Source organism: Candidatus Methanoliparum sp. LAM-1 (assembly GCF_020885915.1).
Lineage (GTDB): Archaea > Halobacteriota > Methanoliparia > Methanoliparales > Methanoliparaceae > Methanoliparum > Methanoliparum thermophilum.
In genome coordinates, this window is record NZ_AP025251.1 from 60,299 (window position 1) to 72,700 (window position 12,402).

The following is a 12,402-nucleotide window of genomic DNA, read 5'->3' on the forward strand; positions in this document are numbered from 1 at the left end:
CACCCCACTAATACGTCTTTGCAAGATATACTTTTATCTTGCTATCATCTCCACACAAAACACATCTACCATCCTCTTTCTCACCTACGATCTCGCCTAATATTTTCAATCCTGTCATCCTCTCTATCTCCTCTCCGCAAGATTCTTTACCACACCAACTTACTTTATAAACGTATCTTTTCCTTGTTTCACCGGCAACAGCTAATTTTTCAATATTATTATATTCGACTATTCTACTAACCATCTCTCTCTCAGCTTTATTGTACAAATCATAGACCATCTTCTTGCTTTCTTTCTCTATCCATCCATTAATATCTTTTTCTTTGATCGATACCTTCTCGTTTGTATCTCTTCTGCTTATAATTACAGAATCCTTCTCTATATCTCTCAGTCCAATCTCTATTCTAAAAGGTACCCCTTTTAGTTCCCATTTATAATATTTAGCTCCAGGTCTTTCATCCGATTTATCAAGTTTTACTCTATATCGAGTTTTCAATCTATCATACACACTCTCACATTTTTTTATAATTTGTAATTCATGTTCTTTCTTAATAATCGGGATTATAACTATCTGAATAGGTGCAATCTCTGGCGGAATGACCAGTCCTTTATCATCACCATGTATCGAGATCATCGCTGCGATACACCGCTCAGATATGCCGTAACAAGTCTGGTTAACATAATTCTGTCTTCCGTTCTTGTCTTCGTATGTTATCCCAAACGTTCTGGCAAAGTTATCTTTAAGGTTATGTATAGTACCTATCTGAAGCGTCTTACCATCGGGCATTATTGTATCTATCGCAATAGTATAATCCGCACCGGCAAATTTGTCCCAATCAGGCCTTTTGTTTATCATTACAGGGATGCAAAGACGTTTAAAAAATGATTTATATATTTCAATGGCTTTTTTAACCTGTTTTTCGGCATCTTCGTAATTTTCATGAGCAGTATGCGCCTCTTTAAAAGATGATATCTCTCTGTTTCTTACGAGCGGTTTGGTTCCTTTTGTCTCGTAACGATAAGTATTTACTATCTGATATACCAATATAGGTAGATCTGCATGGCTTCTTATCCAGAGTTTGAATATAGGGTATATTGCGGTCTCTGATGTTGGTCTTAATGCCAACGGTACGTCGAGATCATCTAGACCACCTTTTGTTACCCAATATACCTCATTTTGAAAACCTTTTATATGCTCTGCCTCTTTCATAAATTCTTGTTCCGGTATCAATAACGGAAAATACGTCTCTTTATGACCAGTATTATCTAAAAGCTCTCTTAATATATCGTAAGTGTATTTTCGTATCTTAAACCCAAAAGGACACCAGACATACAACCCTTTTACCGGGTATCTAACATCGATTATTCTGGCTAATCTGAGAATATCGTTATACCACTCTGAAAAAGAACCTTTTTTATCCATGATCAATTTTTACACCATCTAATCTTTCTTTAAATATTTTCCTAATATCATAAATAAACTACTTCACCTATACAAAATTATATAATGCAGATAGGATACATAATAGGATTGCAAAATGGATACAGAAGATGTATTTATAAGGATGAAAAATGTTTTTACGGAATTTTCAACGATATTAGGAGATAATACAAAGGTAAATGTAATAGCTGCTCCTTTATCTGTAAAAGATGCAATAGGGACACCGGTTAAAAATGATTATCCGCTTCAACGGGGTGTTGAAAAACTCATGGAAGCTAATGTATTGGGTTCCAAAGGTCAGGCATACACCGATCATTATGGAAATTTCTATGGATCCTTGAGAGATGTCTTATCACTAAAACTCAAAGATAATTATGAGCGGGCGGTATTTATAGCGACGTTTAACGCTCTTTTAAGAGTTTTCAAAATTGTAAATAATACTATACATTGTAAAAATGAAGAGATGGAGTATTGTGGCAAAATAATCGCAAAAAGCATAAAAAAGAAGTATTGTACCGTTAAAAATATATGGCTCGTTGGGCCTCAGCCAAGAATATTAGAAAATTTGTCTAACAATTTTATCGTGAGGGTAACCGATAGAGATATCAACAAAATTGGAAAAAGGATCTTAGGAGGGAACAACAATATAATAATAGAAAATCCTGTTATCGGTCCTGAATTATCTGAATGGGCAGATTTAATAATTGCTACAGGTTCTATATTCGTTAATAACACGTTCGGTGATATTCTTGCTTGTGATAAACCGATCTTGCTCTATGGCACCACAGCTTCGGGTCCTGCTCATGCTCTAGGCATACCAAGATGTTGTCCTTGCAGTAGATAATAGAACTGATTCACGTTACAGTTAATCCATAGGTGGTGTATATCTTGGATGATTATTTGGGAAAGATGTTAAGGATGCAGGATGAATGATCTTATTTAAGATAGAAATAATCATCTGCATCTATTATATCAAATAAGGCAATATATTTATATAGAAGAATATTGTAAAGCTATCACTTAAATGGTCTTTCATGAAGCTCAATAAAATTCAAGAATACCAAATCTAAGTTTATTCGGATAAAATTTTAAAACAGGAGAAAAAAATGCCAAAGATACATCGTCCAAAACGTGGGTCACTTGCATTTAGTCCAAGAAAACGGGCTAAAAAAGAGAGAGTTGGTTTTAAAACCTGGCCAGAATCGAGTGAGACAAAATTATTAGGTTTTGCAGGATATAAAGCAGGAATGACATATATAGTATTTAATGATGAGCGAAAAAACAGTATAACCGCTGGTAGCAATGTATTTTGTCCTGTAACAATAATAGAGACACCAAATATTAGGGTAGCAGGTATAAGAGCATATACAAAGGCATATGATGGATTAAAACCATTAACCGAGGTATGTACAACAAACTTGGAAGAAGATGTTGGAAGGAGGATACCAATTCCAAAAAACAAAAATATAGAGGATTTTGCAAAAATAGAGGATAATATCGGTATAATATCAGAAATTCGGGCAATCATCTATACGAAACCCTTTTTAGTCAAAGGCGTCCCTAAAAAATCGCCTGATATTATGGAGATAAAGATTGGTGGAGATGACATTAACGATATTCTCGAATATTCTAAAAGGATCCTTGGAAAGGATTTAAATATAAGAGATATATTCTCTGAAGGAGAGTTTATTGATGTCTCTGCAGTAACAGTAGGAAAAGGGATACAAGGGGCAGTAAAACGATGGGGTATAATCCTTCAGAAGAGGAAACAAGGAAGAGGCGGTAAAAAAAGACATACTGGAAATTTAGGGCCATGGTTCCCGTCTAGAGTACGATGGACTGTTCCTATGGCTGGACAGATGGGATATCATAAACGGACGGAATATAACAAAGAAATTCTTAAGATAGGTGATAAAGGAAGCGAAATTACGCCTGCCGGTGGATTCGTTAATTATGGCATCGTTAACAATTCATACATCATGGTTAAAGGAAGTATTCCTGGACCAAAAAAGAGATTTATTGCGATGAGAAAAGGGATAAGGATTAATCCAAACAGACAAAGCCATTTAGGTTCTCCTATCGAATATATAAGTCTAGAATCACAGCAATGATGTTTTATGATTAATATAAATATATTAAGTATTGATGGAAGCATAAAAGAGACGGTTGATCTGCCTGATATATTCAATGAGCCGTATAGGCCCGATCTAATCAAAAAGGCAGTATTATCTCTTCAATCACGAAGATATCAACCGCATGGTGTAAAGCCTTATGCAGGATACGATACATCTGCAGAATCGTGGGGTGTTGGGCGGGGAGTTTCGAGAATACCTAGGATTAAAAATGGAAGAAGGGCAGCTAGATCGCCAGGTGCCGTAGGTGGTAGAAGAGCGCACCCTCCAAAAGTAGATAAAATCTTTGAAGAGAAGATGAATAAAAAAGAGATGAAAAAAGCGCTTAAATCTGCTATTGCAGCTACTGCTAATATAGACCTAGTCGTATCAAGAGGGCATCGTATAGGAGATTTAGCCCTTCCTCTTGTAATAGAGAGAAAAATAGAGGAGATCGACAAGACTAAGCATTTAGAAGATGTATTAAAGAAGATTGGAGTATATACCGATATAGAACGAGCTAAAGATATAAAAATACGGAGTGGTAGAGGGAAGATGCGAGGTAGAAGATATAAAGGCAAAAAAAGTATTCTCTTTGTTGTTAAAGAAGATAAAGGTCTTGGATACGCGGCGAGAAACTTGGTTGGTGCTGATTTTTCTACGGTAAATGGTTTAAATGTAGAGTTGCTTGCACCTGGGACAGATGCTGGAAGGTTAGTTGTATGGTCTGAGGCGGCAATATCATCATTAAAAGAGAGGAGCTGGTAGTCATGATTCTTAAAAGACCGATTATAACAGAAAAATCGATGTTGTACATGGAGAATAATAATACTATCTGTTTCATCGTCGATAACATGTCTAACAAGGAGCGTATTAAAAAAGAGTTTGAGGAGACATACGAGGTAAAAGTAGATAAAATAAATACTATGATGACCCCTAATGGTAAAAAAAAGGCTATAATAAAGATATCTGATGAATTTAATGCAGAAGATATTGCTATAAAACTTGGGTTTATGTGATCAAGATGGGTAAAAGAATAATATCTCAGAATAGAGGTAAGGGAACCTCGACTTATAGAGCTCCGCCTAAAAGACGTAAAGAGCCATTGATTCATCCGAAAGCAGAAGAGACTCTTTGTGGAGAGATTACAGAGTTGGTTCATGATCCTGCAAGACATTCTGTTTTTGCAAGAGTAGCCATTAATAATAAGATTGTTAAACCGATTTTGGCAGTAGAAGGTAATTATGTTGGCCAGAAAATTTTTTTTGGAGAGAATGTAGAGACAACCATTGGAAACACGCTCCCTTTATCTAAAATTCCTGATGGATCTTTGGTTTGTAATATTGAATCAAAACCGGGAGATGGTGGTAAATTTGTGAGAGCTACAGGTACATATGCCACAGTAATCTCTCATGAAGGTGATAAAACGTATTTAGAGCTTCCTAGTGGTGTAGTAAAAATAATAAATTCTAAATGTAGAGCCACTATTGGTATCGTAGCTGGTGGAGGAAGAAAAGAAAAACCTTTTGTAAAGGCAGGAAAAAGGTATCATTCTTTAAAGAGTAAAGCTGCCAAATATCCGAGAACGAGTGCAGTTAAGATGAATTCTGTAGATCATCCTTTTGGTGGTGGTGGGCATAAGCATATAGGGAGAGCTAAAACTGTATCAAGGAATACACCACCTGGTAGAAAAGTTGGTTCCATCAGTGCTAAAAAGACGGGTAAGAGGGGATAAACGATGGCAAAAAAAGATAGAAAGGTTCAAAGAGTAGAAAAGATATATAGTTATAGAGGATATACTTTAGAAGAGTTAAGAAAGATGGATATTATCACACTTTCATCAATCTTACCTTCAAGGATAAGAAGGAAGATTAATCGAGGATTTAGAAATAGTGAAAAAAAATTATTAAAAAGGATGAAAGAGAAGAATAACGTCAGGACACATTTAAGAGATATGATCATACTTCCATCGATGGTTGGAAGGACTGTTAAGATACACAATGGTAAAGAGTTTATATCCGTCGAGATTCAGCCTGATATGATAGGGCATTATCTGGGTGAGTTTGCATTGACGCGAAAAGAAGTAAAACATGGAAGTGCTGGTCTAGGCGCTACGAGATCGAGTAAGTTTATACCATTAAAATGAGGTGTTTTAGGTGCCTAGTAGACATAGATATGCAGTAAAAGAGATAGACCCGTTACATGATGTTGTATCCTATGGAAGAGAATTACCTATCTCTTTAAAACATTCTATAGAGATTTGTAGAGAGATAAAGGGTATGTCTTTAGAAGATGCTAAAAATTATTTAAATGATGTAATCCTTTTAAAAAGGGCGGTACCGTTCAAGAGATTTAATAAGAAGGTAGCACATAAACGTATAGAAGGATGGGATGCAGGCAGATATCCTAAAAAGGCGTCAATGGCAATATTACGATTGTTGAATAATCTGGAAAAGAATGCGGAATATAAAGGGCTTGATGTGGAGAACTTAGTGATCAAACATGCGAGTGCAAGTAAAGGACGTGTCATAATGCATTATTTTCCACGGGCAATGGGTAGAAGTACACCAAAAAGAAGAATTACTACAAATATAGAGTTATTGGCAAAAGAGGTAGGAAGTGAGGAATGAATGTCTATAGAACGTAAATTTATATCTGAATATATTGAGAGGGCTCGGCTGAGTGAATTTCTTGCTAAATCTCTGAGTAATGCTGGTTTTGGTGGTTCAGAAATCAATCGAACCCCATTAGGCACTCAGATTATCACTTATGTAGAAAAACCCGGTTTGGTCATTGGTAAGGGTGGAGAGAATATAAGAAGCATAACAGAAGAGGTTAAACGAAAATTTAAATTTGATAATCCCCAAATAGAGGTATTAGAGGCAAAAAAAACAAGATTGAACCCTTTGATTATGGCAAATAAACTTGCAACTCTGCTTGAGCGCGGATGGTATTTTAGAAGAGCAGGTCATTCTATATTGAATGAGATAATGGGTGAGGGCGCTTTAGGATGTGAGATAAAGATTTCAGGGAAGCTTACTGGTCCCAGGTCGAGAATGGAAAAATTCATTAAAGGTTACATAATCCATTCGGGAGAGCCCGTATATGATATCGTAGAGACAGGCTTTGCGATTGCCAAGAAAAAATTAGGGGTTATCGGTGTAAGTGTTCGTATAATACCGCCTGATGCAAAATTACCTGATAAATATAATATCTTAGATGCAGATGACAGAGGTGATAATGTTGACAGTGATGAAAGCGAGTGAGATACGTGAGATGGATAAAGATAAGAGAGAAAAAACTCTAAAAAACCTTCAATATAATCTTATCAAGAGAAGAGGGGAGATATCAAGCGGTGGCGCATTAAAAAATCCTGGTGAGATAAAAGAGATAAAAAGGGCTATAGCACGTATCAAGACTGTTGAGAATGAGCTTAGAAGAGAAGGAAGAAATCAAAGCAGAACCAAGATTCGTAGCACCTCCTGGTGAATGATAAAGCACAGTCAAGAGTGAAGAACATCACAAATCGAAGATTTGTGAGCTACGAAGCAAGGCTTCGTAACATTTGTTTTCATAATAAGATAAATATAAATAAATCTGTAAAATGAGATTAAAACCTAACAATATCCAATATCACGAATTGATTGGATTAGATGTCCAGATAAAAGATTCGGTCAATCCTTATCTGATCGGATTGAGTGGAAAAGTAATAGATGAGACGAAAAACTTGTTTATACTCCAAAAAGATGCGTCTATTAAAAAAATTCCGAAGATAGGGACAAAATTTGTATTTAAGAATCCTAAATGTAACGAATCTTGGAACGAGATCCTCATAGATGGGGCATTATTGTTAGGTAGACCTGAAGATCGAATTAAAAAAATGACATTAAAAAGGTGTAAATATTATGAGCGCGATTGGGTATAATGTTCCTATCCCGGAAGAAGAATGCAAAGATCAAAACTGTCCTTTTCATGGGATTTTGTCGATAAGAGGACAAGTTTTTGTGGGAAAGGCGGTAAGTCAGAGCGATAAAACTATTGTCGTAAAGAGGGAACGAAACCATTATGTAAAGAAGTATAAGAGGTATGAACGAAGAACATCCAAGATTCATGCACATAATCCGCCATGTATCAAGGTGAATAAAGGAGATACTGTAAGAATAGCCGAATGTAGACCTATCTCCAAGACGGTATCTTTTGTTGTGATCGAAAAATTATAATTTTATAAAATAATTTAAGATGAGATTAATATGAGGGCAATAAGATCAAATGTTTCAAAAGCTCTTCAAAAAAAGTCTAGATTGATTTGTGCGGACAATAGCGGAGCTACGTTATTAGAGATAATTGCAGTTAAAGGATACAGGGGTGTTAAACGGAGATATCCTAAAGCTGGTATAGGGGATGTTGTGGTAGTAAGCATAAAGAAAGGTGTCCCGGAGATGAGAAAGCAGGTATCAACCGCTGTGATAATAAGACAGAGAAAAGAATATAAAAGACCAGACGGTTCTACAATACAGTTTGAAGATAATGCTGCCGTTCTTATGGATGAATCAGGAGAAACTAAAGCATCGGAAATAAAGGGTCCTGCAGCTAAAGAGGCTGCTGAAAGATTTCCAAAGATTGCATCTTTAGCATCTATTATTATATAAGGTGTATAAAAATGGTTAAGAATACTAATGCAAGATCTAAACAGCCGAGAAAACAACGAAAGTTCCTCTATACTGCACCGCTTCATATCAGACAAAAATTTGTAGGTGCGCACCTTAGCAAGGAGTTAAGGGAAAAATATGGAAAAAGGTGTATCTCTTTAGTAAAAGGTGATAAAGTTCTCCTGGTACGAGGCGATGATAAAGGTAAGGAGGGAAAAGTCTTAAAGGTCGATCTTAAAAGAGTAAAAATATGGATAGAGGGTATTTCGTTGGCAAAAGCTGATGGAACAGAGGTTCCAAGAGCAATACATCCTTCTAACGTAATCATAACTAGATTAAATTTAGAAGACGAAGAAAGAAAGAAAATTTTGGAGAGGAGATAGATTGACAGCATATCAAAAGAGATTATCGGTACCTAATTTATATCCTATCAGCAAAAAAAGCAATAAATGGGTCGTAAAACCTAGTCCAGGTCCCCATTCTTATAAAAAGAGCCTTCCTTTATTGGTCTTTCTTAGAGATTTTTTGAAAAAGGTAGACACAAAAAAAGAGGCAAAATATGCACTAGAAAAAGGTTTGGTACTGGTAGATGGTAGGGTGCGTAAAGCATATCGATTTCCAGTTGGTTTATTCGATGTTATAACTCTTGTACCTGAAAGTTTGAGTTATAGGGTACTGCTGACCTCTAAAGGTAATTTGACTTTAAAACAAGTGGAAGACGCCAATGTAAAGTTATGCAGAATAAATACTAAACAAAAGGTGAAGGGTGGAGCGATTCAGATAGGGCTACATGATGGAACGACTCTGCATCTCAACGAGAGTTATAAAACTAAAGATTCTTTACTATTATCCATCCCTGATAAAAAGATTCTAAAGAATTTAAGGTATGAAGAAGAATCGCTAGTTATAGTTACTGGTGGTAAACATATAGGAACAATAGGAAAGATAAAAAAGATTGAGATGAAAGAGGGATCTAGTCCTAATATGGTTACAATTGAGTCACAAACAGGCATATTTGATACGATAGACGATTATGTATTTGTTATTGGAGAAGAAAAGCCAGAGTTGGATGGATTAATATGACTGAGGAGAACTTGATGAGGATACCTCGTGTGCATAAGGTTGTTGTACATATTGGCGTAGGAGAGAGCGGTACTAAGCTCACTAATGCAATGAAGGTTTTAGAGATGATAACCGGGCAAAAACCAACCAGAACGTTTGCTAAAAAGACCAGGCCTGCGTTTGGAATCAAAAAGGGTGAGCCTATTGGGTGTAAGGTTACTCTTCGTAAGAAGAGAGCGGATGAATTTTTGAAAAATGCGTTAGGTCTTATTAATTATACGTTATACGAAGATCAATTTGATGATACGGGTAATTTTTCATTTGGAATTGTAGAACATTTGGGATTTCCTAATATCAAGTACGATCCGGCTATTGGAATATTCGGAATGGATGTCATTGTATCAATCGAACGGCCTGGGATACGTGTGAAAGAAAGAAGAATAAAAAAAGGAACTATTCCAAGATCGCATAAAGTTAATAAAGATGAAGCAGTTAATTTTGCAAAAGATCAATTAGGGATTAAGGTGATCTGAATTGAAGAGTAGTAATAAACATTCTGGTAAGGTTTTTGGACGTGGTGCAAATAGATGTTATAGATGTGGAAGAAGACAGGGACTAATTCGTAGATATAACATGTATCTCTGCAGACAATGTTTTAGAGAGTTGGCGGGAGAATTGGGTTTTAAAAAATATTGGTGATTTTAAAATGTTACTCGATCCTTTAGCAAACGCGTTATCTGTAATCAAGAATGCAGAAAAGAGTGGTAAATCTGAATGTATCTTAAAGCCTGCATCAAAATTAATAGCTAATACTCTGCAGGTATTTTATAAAAAAGGATATATCGGTGGATTTGAGTTTATAGAAGACGGGCATGGGGGTAAATTTAAAGTAAAGCTTGTTGGAAAGATCAACAATTGCGGTGTTATAAAACCTAGATTTTCTGTTAAGATGAAGAAGTTTAATATATGGGAGGAAAAATATCTGCCTGCTAAGAACGTAGGTAGCATGATAGTATCTACTCCAAAAGGAATCATCTCACATCAGGAGGCAGAAGACCTGAATACAGGTGGCGTGCTTATAGCATTTGTATATTAAAAGGACTTTGATTACTATGAAAAGAGAGATAGATATACCAGATGGGGTTGATATTACTCTTAATGGAGATATAGTAAAGGTTAATGGACCAAGAGGATCTTTAGAACGAAGATTCTATTACCCAAATGTGAAAGTCTTTAGGGATGATAAAAAAATCGTTGTCGAATCCGATGAAAAATATACCAGAAAAGAGCAGAAAGCCATGTTGGGTACCTTTGCAAGTCATATTTCAAATATGATCATAGGGGTTACGAAAGGGTTTGAATACAATCTAAAAATGGTTTATTCGCACTTTCCAATCCAGTTAGAGGTTAAAAATAATAGTTTATATATTAACAATTTTCTTGGAGAGAAATCTCCACGAGTTGCACATTTTGTCGGAGATACAAAGGTAAAGATTGATAAAGATATTATAACTATCAGTGGAATAAACAAAGAAGATGTTGGCCAGACCGCTGCCAATATTGAGGCTGCAACCAAGATAAAAAGAAAGGATCCTAGGGTCTTCCAGGATGGCATCTATCTTATAAAAAAGGGTAAGTGATATTTATGGATGATTTAAATAGCGAAAAGGAGCGACTATTGAAAGTTCGTAAAAAACAGAAACTTAAAAAACCTGATTTTGAAAAATATGGGCACAAACATAAGAAGAGAGTAACGAGTGCTTGGAGAAAACCTAGAGGTTCACAGAGTAAACATAGAATTATGCGAAAAGGAAAACCTCCTCTTGTAAAATCAGGATATGGTTCGCCCTCTTTAGTAAGATATCTTCATCCATCAGGCTATGAAGAAATAATTGTGTTTAATGTTGGCGAGTTGGATTCTATCGATCCTAAAATGCAGATAGTAAGAATTGGTCGATCTGTTGGTAAAAAAAAGAGATTAGAGATAGAAGAGAAAGCAAAAAGTCTTGGTATACATATTATTAACACGGTGAAAGAGGTATGACAAATCTTTTAAAACAAAAAAAACTTGCAGCAAAGGTTATGGATGTAGGTGTAGGCAGAGTATATCTGGATCCAGAGCGTAGCGAGGATATCTCGGTAGCTATTACCAGAGAAGATATTAGAAACTTGATAAAAGAGGGAGCCATCAAGAAAAATCCGAAGAAAGGTATTAGCCGATCAAGAGCAAGAGAAAGAGATATGAAGAGAAGATATGGTCACAGAAAAGGGCATGGTCGAAGAAAAGGTGGACAAAATGCAAGATATTCAAGAAAATCGTATTGGATTAAGAATATACGTGCGCAAAGAAGATACTTGAGAAAGTTGAGAAATGAAGGATGTATTGAAAGATCTACTTATCGCTTGCTCTATAGAAAATCAAAAGGCGGCGAATTTAAGAACGTTAATTCTTTAAGTAGTTATATTAAAAGCAAGGAGCTTATTACAACGAATAAAGAGGAGGTATAAGAGATGTCCGGTGGATATAGATATAAGGTTCCTTTTAGGAGAAGAAGAGAGAATAAGACAAATTATCACAAGCGATTAAAGCTATTATCATCAAAAAAACCAAGAGTTGTAGTTAGAAAGACCAATAAGAAGATTATAATCCAATTAATTGAGTATAATCCGACGGGCGATATAGTTTTGGCATCAGCAATGAGTAGCGAGCTAAGTTTGTATGGATACAACCAAAATAAAAGAAATATACCTGCAGCATATCTAACAGGATTTTTGTTTGGTTTGAAAGTTAAAAAAATGGATATAGACGAAGCTATATTAGATATTGGTCTGAATACTTCCATAAAAGGTTCTAGAATCTATGCTGCACTTAAAGGAATAATCGATTCTGGTTTCTATGTAAAGCATAGTCCTGAGATTCTGCCTGATGATGATCTGATAAAGGGAAATCATATAGATAAGAGTTTTAGTAGTATTGTAGATAAAGTTAAAAAAGAGATTATAACTATAACATAAAAATATCATTTATTAAAGGTTTTTAAAGCTTTGCTCCTGTTTAAGAGATAGGACCTGGTTGAAAACTTACTGGTTTTTGGTTTATTCATAAAATTATTATAAAACCAAAAGTTTATGATGTAGC

The 12,402-nt window shown here is 35.5% G+C and carries 22 protein-coding genes; 21 read left to right on the top strand and 1 reads right to left on the bottom strand.

The window, feature by feature from the left end; translation table 11 throughout:
- Positions 1-7 precede the first annotated feature (7 nt).
- A complete protein-coding gene (gene proS / locus LPC15_RS00300) occupies positions 8-1,423 on the bottom strand; it encodes a proline--tRNA ligase (RefSeq protein WP_229234718.1) in 1,416 nt (471 codons plus the stop codon).
- 115 nt (positions 1,424-1,538) lie between these two features.
- On the opposite strand from proS, the gene LPC15_RS00305 reads away from it, so the two are divergent.
- The 21 genes from LPC15_RS00305 to LPC15_RS00405 all read left to right on the top strand — a co-directional run bounded on the left by LPC15_RS00305 (position 1,539) and on the right by LPC15_RS00405 (position 12,278).
- Positions 1,539-2,285: a hypothetical protein gene (locus LPC15_RS00305; RefSeq protein ID WP_229234719.1), complete on the top strand. Its 747-nt coding sequence runs from the start codon at positions 1,539-1,541 to the stop codon at positions 2,283-2,285.
- A gap of 262 nt (positions 2,286-2,547) precedes the next feature.
- A complete protein-coding gene (locus LPC15_RS00310) occupies positions 2,548-3,552 on the top strand; it encodes a 50S ribosomal protein L3 (protein ID WP_229234720.1) in 1,005 nt (334 codons plus the stop codon).
- A gap of 9 nt (positions 3,553-3,561) precedes the next feature.
- Positions 3,562-4,320: a 50S ribosomal protein L4 gene (gene rpl4p, locus LPC15_RS00315; RefSeq protein ID WP_420709517.1), complete on the top strand. Its 759-nt coding sequence runs from the start codon at positions 3,562-3,564 to the stop codon at positions 4,318-4,320.
- Positions 4,321-4,322: 2 nt separating this feature from the next.
- A complete protein-coding gene (locus LPC15_RS00320) occupies positions 4,323-4,571 on the top strand; it encodes a 50S ribosomal protein L23 (protein WP_229234722.1) in 249 nt (82 codons plus the stop codon).
- A gap of 5 nt (positions 4,572-4,576) precedes the next feature.
- Positions 4,577-5,287: a 50S ribosomal protein L2 gene (locus LPC15_RS00325; protein ID WP_229234723.1), complete on the top strand. Its 711-nt coding sequence runs from the start codon at positions 4,577-4,579 to the stop codon at positions 5,285-5,287.
- Between the two features lie 3 nt (positions 5,288-5,290).
- Complete coding sequence (locus LPC15_RS00330; protein ID WP_229234724.1) at positions 5,291-5,698, top strand: 30S ribosomal protein S19; 408 nt, start codon at positions 5,291-5,293, stop codon at positions 5,696-5,698.
- Positions 5,699-5,708: 10 nt separating this feature from the next.
- Positions 5,709-6,182, top strand: coding sequence for a 50S ribosomal protein L22 (locus tag LPC15_RS00335; RefSeq protein WP_229234725.1), 474 nt, complete (start codon positions 5,709-5,711; stop codon positions 6,180-6,182).
- Positions 6,183-6,818, top strand: a complete 636-nt coding sequence (locus LPC15_RS00340; RefSeq protein WP_229234726.1) for a 30S ribosomal protein S3 — start codon at positions 6,183-6,185, stop codon at positions 6,816-6,818.
- Entirely contained in the window at positions 6,805-7,041 is a 237-nt protein-coding gene (gene rpmC, locus LPC15_RS00345; RefSeq protein WP_229234727.1) for a 50S ribosomal protein L29, read from the top strand. The genes LPC15_RS00340 and rpmC overlap by 14 nt, the downstream gene beginning before the upstream one ends.
- 115 nt (positions 7,042-7,156) lie before the next feature.
- Positions 7,157-7,477: a ribonuclease P protein component 1 gene (rnp1, locus tag LPC15_RS00350; protein ID WP_229234728.1), complete on the top strand. Its 321-nt coding sequence runs from the start codon at positions 7,157-7,159 to the stop codon at positions 7,475-7,477.
- Entirely contained in the window at positions 7,458-7,772 is a 315-nt protein-coding gene (locus tag LPC15_RS00355; RefSeq protein WP_229234729.1) for a 30S ribosomal protein S17, read from the top strand. The genes rnp1 and LPC15_RS00355 overlap by 20 nt, the downstream gene beginning before the upstream one ends.
- Positions 7,773-7,802: 30 nt before the next feature.
- On the top strand, positions 7,803-8,201 hold the full coding sequence (locus LPC15_RS00360; protein ID WP_229234730.1) for a 50S ribosomal protein L14: 399 nt from the start codon (positions 7,803-7,805) through the stop codon (positions 8,199-8,201).
- Between the two features lie 11 nt (positions 8,202-8,212).
- Positions 8,213-8,584: a 50S ribosomal protein L24 gene (gene rplX, locus LPC15_RS00365; protein ID WP_229234731.1), complete on the top strand. Its 372-nt coding sequence runs from the start codon at positions 8,213-8,215 to the stop codon at positions 8,582-8,584.
- 1 nt (position 8,585) lies between these two features.
- Positions 8,586-9,284, top strand: a complete 699-nt coding sequence (locus tag LPC15_RS00370; protein WP_229234732.1) for a 30S ribosomal protein S4e — start codon at positions 8,586-8,588, stop codon at positions 9,282-9,284.
- Complete coding sequence (locus LPC15_RS00375) at positions 9,281-9,796, top strand: 50S ribosomal protein L5 (RefSeq protein WP_229234733.1); 516 nt, start codon at positions 9,281-9,283, stop codon at positions 9,794-9,796. The genes LPC15_RS00370 and LPC15_RS00375 overlap by 4 nt, the downstream gene beginning before the upstream one ends.
- A gap of 1 nt (position 9,797) precedes the next feature.
- Entirely contained in the window at positions 9,798-9,962 is a 165-nt protein-coding gene (locus LPC15_RS00380) for a 30S ribosomal protein S14 (protein ID WP_229234734.1), read from the top strand.
- Positions 9,963-9,969: 7 nt separating this feature from the next.
- Complete coding sequence (locus tag LPC15_RS00385; RefSeq protein WP_229234735.1) at positions 9,970-10,359, top strand: 30S ribosomal protein S8; 390 nt, start codon at positions 9,970-9,972, stop codon at positions 10,357-10,359.
- Positions 10,360-10,375: 16 nt separating this feature from the next.
- Complete coding sequence (locus LPC15_RS00390; RefSeq protein WP_229234736.1) at positions 10,376-10,903, top strand: 50S ribosomal protein L6; 528 nt, start codon at positions 10,376-10,378, stop codon at positions 10,901-10,903.
- A 5-nt stretch (positions 10,904-10,908) separates the two neighbouring features.
- Complete coding sequence (locus LPC15_RS00395) at positions 10,909-11,307, top strand: 50S ribosomal protein L32e (protein WP_229234737.1); 399 nt, start codon at positions 10,909-10,911, stop codon at positions 11,305-11,307.
- Positions 11,304-11,771 (top strand): 50S ribosomal protein L19e, encoded by a 468-nt coding sequence (locus tag LPC15_RS00400; protein WP_229234738.1) that lies wholly within the window; start codon positions 11,304-11,306, stop codon positions 11,769-11,771. The genes LPC15_RS00395 and LPC15_RS00400 overlap by 4 nt, the downstream gene beginning before the upstream one ends.
- Positions 11,772-11,774: 3 nt before the next feature.
- Positions 11,775-12,278 (top strand): 50S ribosomal protein L18, encoded by a 504-nt coding sequence (locus LPC15_RS00405; protein WP_229234739.1) that lies wholly within the window; start codon positions 11,775-11,777, stop codon positions 12,276-12,278.
- The last annotated feature ends 124 nt before the right edge of the window (positions 12,279-12,402 follow it).

What these genes read in the sequence shown, in the direction of transcription:
- proS (WP_229234718.1), bottom strand. Translation starts at nt 1,423, where the DNA reads ATGGATAAAAAAGGTTCTTTTTCAGAGTGGTATAACGATATTCTCAGA.
- LPC15_RS00305 (WP_229234719.1), top strand. Translation starts at nt 1,539, where the DNA reads ATGGATACAGAAGATGTATTTATAAGGATGAAAAATGTTTTTACGGAA.
- LPC15_RS00310 (WP_229234720.1), top strand. Translation starts at nt 2,548, where the DNA reads ATGCCAAAGATACATCGTCCAAAACGTGGGTCACTTGCATTTAGTCCA.
- LPC15_RS00320 (WP_229234722.1), top strand. Translation starts at nt 4,323, where the DNA reads ATGATTCTTAAAAGACCGATTATAACAGAAAAATCGATGTTGTACATG.
- LPC15_RS00325 (WP_229234723.1), top strand. Translation starts at nt 4,577, where the DNA reads ATGGGTAAAAGAATAATATCTCAGAATAGAGGTAAGGGAACCTCGACT.
- LPC15_RS00330 (WP_229234724.1), top strand. Translation starts at nt 5,291, where the DNA reads ATGGCAAAAAAAGATAGAAAGGTTCAAAGAGTAGAAAAGATATATAGT.
- LPC15_RS00340 (WP_229234726.1), top strand. Translation starts at nt 6,183, where the DNA reads ATGTCTATAGAACGTAAATTTATATCTGAATATATTGAGAGGGCTCGG.
- rpmC (WP_229234727.1), top strand. Translation starts at nt 6,805, where the DNA reads ATGAAAGCGAGTGAGATACGTGAGATGGATAAAGATAAGAGAGAAAAA.
- rnp1 (WP_229234728.1), top strand. Translation starts at nt 7,157, where the DNA reads ATGAGATTAAAACCTAACAATATCCAATATCACGAATTGATTGGATTA.
- LPC15_RS00355 (WP_229234729.1), top strand. Translation starts at nt 7,458, where the DNA reads ATGAGCGCGATTGGGTATAATGTTCCTATCCCGGAAGAAGAATGCAAA.
- LPC15_RS00360 (WP_229234730.1), top strand. Translation starts at nt 7,803, where the DNA reads ATGAGGGCAATAAGATCAAATGTTTCAAAAGCTCTTCAAAAAAAGTCT.
- rplX (WP_229234731.1), top strand. Translation starts at nt 8,213, where the DNA reads ATGGTTAAGAATACTAATGCAAGATCTAAACAGCCGAGAAAACAACGA.
- LPC15_RS00375 (WP_229234733.1), top strand. Translation starts at nt 9,281, where the DNA reads ATGACTGAGGAGAACTTGATGAGGATACCTCGTGTGCATAAGGTTGTT.
- LPC15_RS00385 (WP_229234735.1), top strand. Translation starts at nt 9,970, where the DNA reads ATGTTACTCGATCCTTTAGCAAACGCGTTATCTGTAATCAAGAATGCA.
- LPC15_RS00390 (WP_229234736.1), top strand. Translation starts at nt 10,376, where the DNA reads ATGAAAAGAGAGATAGATATACCAGATGGGGTTGATATTACTCTTAAT.
- LPC15_RS00395 (WP_229234737.1), top strand. Translation starts at nt 10,909, where the DNA reads ATGGATGATTTAAATAGCGAAAAGGAGCGACTATTGAAAGTTCGTAAA.
- LPC15_RS00400 (WP_229234738.1), top strand. Translation starts at nt 11,304, where the DNA reads ATGACAAATCTTTTAAAACAAAAAAAACTTGCAGCAAAGGTTATGGAT.
- LPC15_RS00405 (WP_229234739.1), top strand. Translation starts at nt 11,775, where the DNA reads ATGTCCGGTGGATATAGATATAAGGTTCCTTTTAGGAGAAGAAGAGAG.